This window comes from Sporosarcina sp. HYO08 (assembly GCF_001563475.1).
Classification (GTDB): Bacteria; Bacillota; Bacilli; order Bacillales_A; family Planococcaceae; genus Sporosarcina.
This window is the reverse complement of record NZ_LPUT01000029.1, coordinates 126,504-134,384: the sequence shown is the minus strand read 5'-3', so window position 1 is coordinate 134,384 and position 7,881 is coordinate 126,504. Positions and strand designations below refer to the sequence as shown.

General features: G+C 44.6%; 8 protein-coding genes, 16 tRNA genes, 2 rRNA genes and 1 riboswitch. Of the genes, 25 read left to right on the top strand and 1 reads right to left on the bottom strand.

Going from position 1 to position 7,881, the window contains the following annotated elements:
* From AU377_RS14080 to ribE (AU377_RS13970), 23 genes are all read left to right on the top strand, one after another.
* Positions 1 to 128, top strand: a 23S ribosomal RNA gene (locus AU377_RS14080); the annotation flags it as partial.
* Positions 129 to 401: 273 nt separating this feature from the next.
* A 5S ribosomal RNA gene (rrf, locus tag AU377_RS14075) occupies positions 402 to 517 on the top strand.
* Positions 518 to 566: 49 nt separating this feature from the next.
* Positions 567 to 641, top strand: a tRNA-Asn gene (locus tag AU377_RS14070).
* A gap of 3 nt (positions 642 to 644) precedes the next feature.
* Positions 645 to 736, top strand: a tRNA-Ser gene (locus tag AU377_RS14065).
* A 21-nt stretch (positions 737 to 757) separates the two neighbouring features.
* A tRNA-Glu gene (locus tag AU377_RS14060) sits at positions 758 to 832 on the top strand.
* A gap of 64 nt (positions 833 to 896) precedes the next feature.
* Positions 897 to 972, top strand: a tRNA-Val gene (locus AU377_RS14055).
* Positions 973 to 1,214: 242 nt separating this feature from the next.
* Positions 1,215 to 1,289: transfer RNA gene (locus AU377_RS14050), tRNA-Met, on the top strand.
* Between the two features lie 3 nt (positions 1,290 to 1,292).
* Positions 1,293 to 1,368, top strand: a tRNA-Asp gene (locus AU377_RS14045).
* A gap of 23 nt (positions 1,369 to 1,391) precedes the next feature.
* Positions 1,392 to 1,467 (top strand) — tRNA-Phe (locus tag AU377_RS14040).
* A 13-nt stretch (positions 1,468 to 1,480) separates the two neighbouring features.
* Positions 1,481 to 1,556, top strand: a tRNA-Thr gene (locus AU377_RS14035).
* 4 nt (positions 1,557 to 1,560) lie between these two features.
* A tRNA-Tyr gene (locus AU377_RS14030) sits at positions 1,561 to 1,645 on the top strand.
* Positions 1,646 to 1,651: 6 nt separating this feature from the next.
* A tRNA-Trp gene (locus AU377_RS14025) sits at positions 1,652 to 1,725 on the top strand.
* A 24-nt stretch (positions 1,726 to 1,749) separates the two neighbouring features.
* Positions 1,750 to 1,825, top strand: a tRNA-His gene (locus AU377_RS14020).
* A gap of 39 nt (positions 1,826 to 1,864) precedes the next feature.
* Positions 1,865 to 1,940, top strand: a tRNA-His gene (locus AU377_RS14015).
* Between the two features lie 8 nt (positions 1,941 to 1,948).
* A tRNA-Gln gene (locus tag AU377_RS14010) sits at positions 1,949 to 2,020 on the top strand.
* A 5-nt stretch (positions 2,021 to 2,025) separates the two neighbouring features.
* A tRNA-Gly gene (locus tag AU377_RS14005) sits at positions 2,026 to 2,100 on the top strand.
* Between the two features lie 11 nt (positions 2,101 to 2,111).
* Positions 2,112 to 2,185: transfer RNA gene (locus tag AU377_RS14000), tRNA-Cys, on the top strand.
* Positions 2,186 to 2,216: 31 nt separating this feature from the next.
* Positions 2,217 to 2,297, top strand: a tRNA-Leu gene (locus AU377_RS13995).
* 119 nt (positions 2,298 to 2,416) lie between these two features.
* Positions 2,417 to 2,563, top strand: a riboswitch (FMN riboswitch).
* Positions 2,564 to 2,683: 120 nt separating this feature from the next.
* Entirely contained in the window at positions 2,684 to 2,869 is a 186-nt protein-coding gene (locus AU377_RS15795) for a hypothetical protein (RefSeq protein ID WP_067408391.1), read from the top strand.
* Between the two features lie 19 nt (positions 2,870 to 2,888).
* Positions 2,889 to 3,227 (top strand): RibD family protein, encoded by a 339-nt coding sequence (locus AU377_RS15790; RefSeq protein ID WP_067408390.1) that lies wholly within the window; start codon positions 2,889 to 2,891, stop codon positions 3,225 to 3,227.
* A 2-nt stretch (positions 3,228 to 3,229) separates the two neighbouring features.
* Positions 3,230 to 3,880 carry a riboflavin synthase gene (gene ribE, locus AU377_RS13980; protein ID WP_067408389.1) on the top strand — a complete coding sequence of 217 codons (651 nt, stop codon included), beginning with the start codon at positions 3,230 to 3,232 and terminating at the stop codon, positions 3,878 to 3,880.
* A gap of 13 nt (positions 3,881 to 3,893) precedes the next feature.
* Positions 3,894 to 4,526, top strand: coding sequence for a 3,4-dihydroxy-2-butanone-4-phosphate synthase (gene ribB / locus AU377_RS13975; RefSeq protein WP_067408388.1), 633 nt, complete (start codon positions 3,894 to 3,896; stop codon positions 4,524 to 4,526).
* A 233-nt stretch (positions 4,527 to 4,759) separates the two neighbouring features.
* The gene (ribE, locus tag AU377_RS13970) at positions 4,760 to 5,230 is read left to right on the top strand and encodes a 6,7-dimethyl-8-ribityllumazine synthase (RefSeq protein WP_067408387.1); all 471 of its coding nucleotides are present in this window, start codon (positions 4,760 to 4,762) and stop codon (positions 5,228 to 5,230) included.
* 82 nt (positions 5,231 to 5,312) lie between these two features.
* Here the strand turns inward: ribE (AU377_RS13970) and AU377_RS13965 are convergent, their stop codons facing one another.
* Complete coding sequence (locus tag AU377_RS13965) at positions 5,313 to 6,005, bottom strand: B3/4 domain-containing protein (protein ID WP_253724499.1); 693 nt, start codon at positions 6,003 to 6,005, stop codon at positions 5,313 to 5,315.
* A gap of 59 nt (positions 6,006 to 6,064) precedes the next feature.
* Between AU377_RS13965 and queG the strand changes: the two genes are divergently transcribed.
* Both queG and trmL read left to right on the top strand, forming a co-directional pair.
* Positions 6,065 to 7,222 (top strand): tRNA epoxyqueuosine(34) reductase QueG, encoded by a 1,158-nt coding sequence (gene queG / locus AU377_RS13960; protein WP_067408385.1) that lies wholly within the window; start codon positions 6,065 to 6,067, stop codon positions 7,220 to 7,222.
* Complete coding sequence (gene trmL / locus AU377_RS13955; protein ID WP_067408384.1) at positions 7,219 to 7,692, top strand: tRNA (uridine(34)/cytosine(34)/5-carboxymethylaminomethyluridine(34)-2'-O)-methyltransferase TrmL; 474 nt, start codon at positions 7,219 to 7,221, stop codon at positions 7,690 to 7,692. Before queG ends, trmL begins: the two co-directional genes overlap by 4 nt.
* The last annotated feature ends 189 nt before the right edge of the window (positions 7,693 to 7,881 follow it).

The window sequence follows — 7,881 nt, the reverse complement described above, 5'->3', positions numbered from 1 at the left end:
CTCAAGATGAGATTTCCCATTACATTTGTAAGTAAGATCCCTCAAAGATGATGAGGTGGATAGGTCTGGGGTGGAAGCACGGCGACGTGTGGAGCTGACAGATACTAATCGATCGAGGACTTAACCTAATTGAAATGCCGAGGTGGTCGTCTAGATGCGACAGGCATAAGACGAACCGACGGAGTGGCGCTTTATGCCACGCAGTCGGGTTGGCTTATGACCCGAGCATCTGACCACCGAGGCTGGACACCATTTAAAAAGGTACTTGTTTTCAATTGCTTAATTGTGAACTTTATGTCGATTTTATCCAGTTTTGAGCGAATAAAGTTAAAAACTTTGTAAAAAACGCTTGCAATAATTACCAAACCTGATATAATAGTAATTGTCTTGTGAGAAAACAGTCTAGTGCTGATGGCGAAGAGGTCACACCCGTTCCCATACCGAACACGGAAGTTAAGCTCTTCAGCGCCGATGGTAGTTAGGGGCTTCCCCTTGCGAGAGTAGGACAACGCTAGGCTGTTCACGCAAAGCTATATACTGAGTGTATCAACAACTTATGATGTTATTCCGCAGTAGCTCAGTGGTAGAGCAATCGGCTGTTAACCGATCGGTCGTAGGTTCGAATCCTACCTGCGGAGCCAATTGGAGAGCTGTCCGAGTGGCCGAAGGAGCACGATTGGAAATCGTGTAGACGGTTTACGCTGTCTCAAGGGTTCAAATCCCTTGCTCTCCGCCAGTTAACTTATATTTATTAGATGGCCCCTTGGTCAAGCGGTTAAGACACCGCCCTTTCACGGCGGTAACACGGGTTCGAATCCCGTAGGGGTCACCATTTTTTAAAAAACAAGAACGAATGAAGTTAACGCAGTAATGCGAAGTTTATCAAAATTCTATATGGAGGATTAGCTCAGCTGGGAGAGCACCTGCCTTACAAGCAGGGGGTCGGCGGTTCGAACCCGTCATCCTCCACCATATTATCAAAATGATACTATTATCGCGGAGTGGAGCAAATCACATCACGAAGAATGTGATTTGGATAATTTCCCAAAGGGGAATTATCATAAAGGCCACAAAACAAACTTAATGCGTGGTATATCAAAAATACCAACAATACTATTATCGCGATTTGGGTAATTTACCAAAGGGAAATTACGAAAAGATCCACAGAACAAACCAAATGCGTAGTATTCAAAAATGCTAACAAATACTATTATCGCGGAGTGGAGCAGTGGTAGCTCGTCGGGCTCATAACCCGAAGGTCGCAGGTTCAAATCCTGCCTCCGCAACCAAAAGGTCCCGTGGTGTAGCGGTTAACATGCCTGCCTGTCACGCAGGAGATCGCGGGTTCGATTCCCGTCGGGACCGCCATTTTTTTCAAAGATACATAATGTGGCTCAGTAGCTCAGTCGGTAGAGCAAAGGACTGAAAATCCTTGTGTCGGCGGTTCGATTCCGTCCTGAGCCACCATTTTAATAAGCGTGCCGGTGTAGCTCAATTGGTAGAGCAACTGACTTGTAATCAGTAGGTTGAGGGTTCAAGTCCTTTCGCCGGCACCATCTTGGTGGGGTAGCGAAGTGGCTAAACGCGGCGGACTGTAAATCCGCTCCCTCCGGGTTCGGCGGTTCGAATCCGTCCCCCACCACCATTACATAGGGGCATAGTTTAACGGTAGAATAGAGGTCTCCAAAACCTTTGGTGTGGGTTCGATTCCTACTGCCCCTGCCATTTTACTATTAATTTAATATGATGGCGGTTGTGGCGAAGTGGTTAACGCATCGGATTGTGGTTCCGACATTCGAGGGTTCGATTCCCTTCAGCCGCCCCATTACTTTCATCAAAATTTCTTTAATAAAATTATATTATGGCGGTTGTGGCGAAGTGGTTAACGCATCGGATTGTGGTTCCGACATTCGTGGGTTCGATTCCCATCAGCCGCCCCATTTATCATTGGGGTATAGCCAAGCGGTAAGGCAACGGACTTTGACTCCGTCATTCGTTGGTTCGAATCCAGCTACCCCAGTTTTTGCGGAAGTAGTTCAGTGGTAGAATACGACCTTGCCAAGGTCGGGGTCGCGGGTTCGAATCCCGTCTTCCGCTCCACTTTTTTATAAGGCGGCATAGCCAAGCGGTAAGGCACGGGTCTGCAACACCCTTATCACCGGTTCGATTCCGGTTGCCGCCTCCAATTACTTTTATAATTTAAAAAATGAATATTTGCCCGAGTGGTGGAATGGCAGACACGTCGCACTCAAAATGCGATGCCGCGAGGCGTGCCGGTTCAAGTCCGGCCTCGGGTATATCAAAAGACATAACCTTTGTGTTATGTCTTTTTTGTATTTCAATTGTTATTAGAAGTAGGTCCAACATCCTTTTGATTTCTTTCACTTGTTGTGTTACTTTTAATAGGTACAATTAACAAACTCTTCGGGGCAAGGTGAAATTCCTTACCGGCGGTGATCGAGCTTGGCTCGTCAGTCCGTGACCCGTCCTTCCCTTATGGAAGGCGGTGGAGCTGGTGTAAATCCGGCACCGACAGTGATAGTCTGGATGGGAGAAGTTGTTTGGCAGCTTGTACGTAAAGCTTGATAAAATCTTTTTAAGTGCTACTTCTATCAATGGGAAGAGGTATGCACTTAGATAATTGTTTCTGCCCTTTTTCAATTTACTGAAAGGGGGAATGCCGATGAACCATAGACATTACATGAGAATTGCACTTGATCTTGCACGTCATGCTAAAGGACAAACTTCACCGAATCCTTCTGTTAATAAAACAGGGATTGGTCTTCTTAGAGTTGCTGGGATTGATGTAGTGACAGGCATTTTACCGGAAGAGGCAGAGCAATTAAATCGAGTATTTTTTTATTTTTAGCAAAAACGGTAGACCGTACGTGATATTGAAAGCAGCCGCAACCCTTGATGGCCGCCTTTCAACGCGGATTAGGGACAGCCAATGGATTATATCGTCTGCTGCAAGGAACGATGTCCATTACCTCCGGCGCACCCATGATGCGATTTTAGTCGGCGTACAAACCGTACTTCGTGATAACCCTTTCCTCACCACCCGTTTGCCCCATGGTGGAAAGAATCCAATTCGAATTATTTTAGATCGGCATCTTAGGACGCCGGAAACAGCAAATGTCGTGACAGACGACGCTGCTGAAAAAATTATTTTTACACTTGAATCTGCGGCATCAATACCTTCACTTTTGGAAAAGGAGGACAAATAAATTTGTTTACTGGCATTGTCGAAGAGGTTGGGACTATTTTAGCAATAAGACAAGGTGCCAACTCGCTTACTTTATCAATACGTTGCAGCAAAGTGCTTAGCGATGTCCAAAAAGGAGACAGTATTGCAGTGGATGGCGTCTGCTTGACGGTTGCAACGTATTCGGATGAACAGTTCACGGCGGATGTGATGCCTGAGACGGTAAAAGCGACAACAATTCAGTCATTGCGGACTGGAAGCACTGTCAATTTGGAACGTGCGATGGCCGCGAATAGCCGTTTTGGCGGTCATATTGTCAGTGGGCATGTTGATGCTACAGGAGAAATTATTGCACGAAAACGTGAGAGCAACGCAATTTATATGGAAATTATGCTATCGCCCGACTTGTTGAAGTATCTCATACCGAAAGGATCGATAGCGGTCGATGGTACTTCATTGACTGTTTTTGGTGTGACAGACAATAGTTTTATCATTTCTTTAATCCCAGTTACGCAAGATGATTCTATTATTGGTCATAAGCAAATCGGAGATCGTGTGAACATTGAATGCGATATGTTAGCAAAGTATATGGAACGGTTAATGACAATGGATAAAAGAAACGCGAACAGCGGTATTTCAATGGAAAGCTTGGCCGCCAGCGGATTTCTGGATTAAGGAGGCATCTTGGATGTTTGCAACTGTAGAGAAAGCGGTTGAAGAATTAAAAAAAGGAAAGGCCATTATTGTTGTCGATGATGAGGATCGGGAAAACGAGGGAGATTTCGTTGCGCTTGGCCGTTATGCGACTCCTGAAATGATTAACTTTATGGCGACTGAAGGACGAGGGCTCATTTGCGTTCCAATTGAAGAAGAAAAAGCAGCTCAGCTTGAGTTGCATTTAATGACAGATCAAAATACGGATACGCATGGAACAGCATTCACAGTGAGTATTGATCATGCAAATTGTCATACAGGAATTTCTGCATTTGAACGTTCGGAAACGGTCATGAAAATGCTTGAGGAGAAGGCAGCAGCATCCGACTTCAGAAAACCAGGGCATATGTTTCCGTTGATCGCAAAGGCAGGGGGGGTTATACAACGGCCGGGTCATACAGAAGCAGCAGTCGATTTAGCAAGGCTCGCGGGTGTTGAACCGGTTGGTGTCATTTGTGAAATTATGAATGATGATGGAACGATGGCACGAGGTCACCAGTTGAAAGAAGTAGCGGAAAAACATGATCTTGTCATTCTGACGATCCAAGATCTTATTACATTCAGGCGGCAGCAAGAAAAATTGAACGATCATGCTGTAGGCAGTTAGTTACCAACAGATTTCGGATTATTCCGAGCCAGTACTTACGTAGAGAAACTGACAGGTCGTGTTTAGTCAAAGGCGACGTCACTATGGCGGACGATCTCCTTGTAAGAGTCCACTCGAAATGTTTAACAGAAGGGTGCCGATTCAAATGCCGGTCAAGGCTGAAAATAAAGTATATATGGAAACAAAGCAAGAAAAATTAGGACATTTACTGTATAGCTAAGGGGGAAGTTGTAATGGGAATTGTTTATGAAGGTCATTTAGTTGGAACAGGTTTAAAAATTGGGATCGTTGTTGCACGTTTCAACGAGTTCATTACGAGTAAGTTAGTAGGCGGTGCGCAGGATGCGCTCCGCAGACATGGTGTCGCGGACGAAGATGTGGCAGTTGCATGGGTGCCTGGTGCGTATGAAATTCCGCTTGTCGCAAAAAAAATGGCTGCTTCCGGAAAATATGATGCCGTCATTACACTTGGAACGGTCATTCGCGGTTCGACGCCGCATTTCGATTACGTGTGCAATGAAGTGGCAAAAGGTGTCGCTGCCATTAATATGCAGGAAGGTATACCTGTTATCTTTGGTGTATTAACAACGGATACGATTGAACAGGCGATTGAACGTGCAGGGACAAAAGCAGGAAACAAAGGTTGGGATGCAGGAGCTTCCGCGATTGAAATGGCGAATTTATTGAAGGAAATAGAAGGATAAAAGTAGAGAAAACCCCGATCCATTGGAAGTGGATCGGGGTAATTTTTTGGGTAGTGATGTGCTAAATTCTTGCTGAATATCTTCATTTCGTCTTTATCGATGTTTGCCCTTCGTGTAAAACAAACGATTGAACATCTCCACCGCTAATACTTGTAAACATCTTTCCAGTGGCGGTTGTCATTTCCAGTGCGTCTTCTGTCTCCATTGATGGTCTAAGGAAAAAGACATGAAGCGCTTCTGTTGTTTCTTCGGTGACCGCTGTGCGGATGGAATCGACAAACGGACTGCCGAATGGGCTATAATCGTCTTTTAACAATAAAATATTGTGTAAGGAGTTAAAACGCCCGTTTAATCCCTCATAGCCATCCTCTTCACCACCGACTGTAATGTGTACATCTCCGATGATTTTATCGGCATCATAAATGCCTGCTGGAATGACATGTTGCAATGAAAAGAAATTATTCAAATCGACGGCGCTGTGGAATGGTGAAAGATAATTTTGTTTTTTGATCCTCCGCATGAGTGCCTCAGTAGAGTGGCGATAGCGATTTGGATCTGCGCCGAATGATTTCCAAACAGATCGCCATTCTTGGATGCCTGGGAACTCTGTCAAAGGCTTGTCTTCTAGTTCGAAAAAGAGCTGTTCTTGAAAAAGTTGCAATCGTCCTTTTAGCATTTGAGGAGATTCTGATACAATAATTTTGGTATAATAGTTAATGCCCAATTTCAAGTTGGGGAGTGTTTCAAATAGCTTGGGATCGATTTCAAAGTTCAATGACATCATCCTTTTTATACATGTTTTACCTCATCTTAGCATAAAGGAGTTGATACTGCGTGAATGCTGTTCGGTTACAGCGGGAACTTCGAGAATATGCCCAGTCTATTGGGATCGACAAAATTGGATTTACAACGGCGGCACCTTTTCGGGAATTAAAAAATCGGTTGAAACGGCAACAGGAGCTTGGCTATCAATCTGGCTTTGAAGAGAAGGATTTAGAGAAACGAACAGAACCAGCACGCTTGCTTGACCAGGCGGAAAGTATTATTGCGATCGCCATTGCGTATCCAACGAAGATTGAAAATGCGCCAAAGGGAAAGAAAAACGAGCGGCGGGGAATTTTTTGTCGGGCTTCTTGGGGAACGGATTATCATATCGTTCTTCGAGAAAAATTGGCGCTGTTGGAGCAGTTTATCTATGAGCGGGTTCCGGAGGCGAAGCTTCGTTCGATGGTAGATACAGGAGAACTTTCCGATCGTGCGGTGGCGGAACGGGCAGGTATTGGTTGGTCGGGAAAAAACTGTTCCATTATTACACCGGAATTTGGCTCTTATGTTTATCTAGGAGAGATGATTACAAATATTCCATTTGCTCCTGACGTTCCTTTGGAAGATGAATGCGGGGATTGTAGGCTATGCCTAGATGCTTGCCCAACAGGGGCTTTAATCCAAGGCGGGCAAATCAATGCACAGCGTTGTATTTCATTTTTAACACAAACGAAAACAACGATTCCAGAAGAGTTTCGCGCAAAAATCGGCAATCGAGTGTATGGCTGTGATACGTGTCAGACCGTTTGTCCAAAAAATAAAAGAAAACATAACTTGCATCGTACGGAAACGTTTGAGCCCGATCCAGAACTTGCGAAGCCGCTTCTACAGCCAATCTTGCAACTATCGAACCGTCAGTTTAAAGAGCAATTTGGACAAGTGGCGGGGTCTTGGCGTGGAAAGAATCCGATTCAGCGGAATGCGATTATTGCAATCGGACATTTTAAAGATGAATCTGCCGTTCCAATGTTGAACAATTTGCTGCAGGAAGATCCAAGACCCGTGATTCGTGGAACGATTGCGTGGGCACTGGGAGAAATAAGCAGCGAAGCGAGTAAACAAGCAATTGATGCAGCCTTGGTGACGGAACAAGAGCCAGACGTACGTGCCGAATTATTGAAAGCGCGATCGAATTGGAAAGAAAAAGTAGGGGAGTTACGGAAATGACTATTCACGTCGCATTATTTGAACCGCAAATTCCAGCCAATACGGGGAATATTGCACGAACTTGTGCGGGAACGGGCACTAAGCTGCATCTCATTAAGCCGCTCGGTTTTTCGACAGAAGACAAAATGTTAAAACGAGCGGGTCTCGATTACTGGGAGCACGTTGATATTACGTATCATGAAAATATAGATAAGCTGTTTTCCTCTTATCCAAATGCAGATTTTTATTTTTTAACGAAGCATGGGAGAAAGCCACATACGTCATTTAATTATGCGGACGAAGAAAGGGATATTTTCTTCGTTTTTGGGAAGGAAACGACAGGTTTGCCAGATGATGTATTGAAAGCGCACGAAGCACATTGCCTACGGCTGCCAATGAATGACAAAATCCGCTCGCTTAATTTATCGAACACGGCCGCGATTCTCATTTACGAAGCGTTAAGGCAGCAAGATTATCCGAATTTAACATAAAAAAACGGGATGGCCTTTTCAGGTCATCCCATTTTTACAATTATCGTTTCGCACCAGGCTTTTTAACTTGACCAGGCTTGTCTTCATAAGCACCTGTTAAAATTGCCGATAAGAATGCGAAGCTTACACCGATCATTAGAAGTAGTTTCATTAGATGTACCTCCTATAAAATCACTGATACCACTATTA

Coding starts and splice junctions, on each gene's coding strand:
- trmL (WP_067408384.1), top strand. CDS start 7,219: ATGACTATTCACGTCGCATTATTTGAACCGCAAATTCCAGCCAATACG.
- AU377_RS15795 (WP_067408391.1), top strand. CDS start 2,684: ATGAACCATAGACATTACATGAGAATTGCACTTGATCTTGCACGTCAT.
- ribB (WP_067408388.1), top strand. CDS start 3,894: ATGTTTGCAACTGTAGAGAAAGCGGTTGAAGAATTAAAAAAAGGAAAG.
- ribE (WP_067408387.1), top strand. CDS start 4,760: ATGGGAATTGTTTATGAAGGTCATTTAGTTGGAACAGGTTTAAAAATT.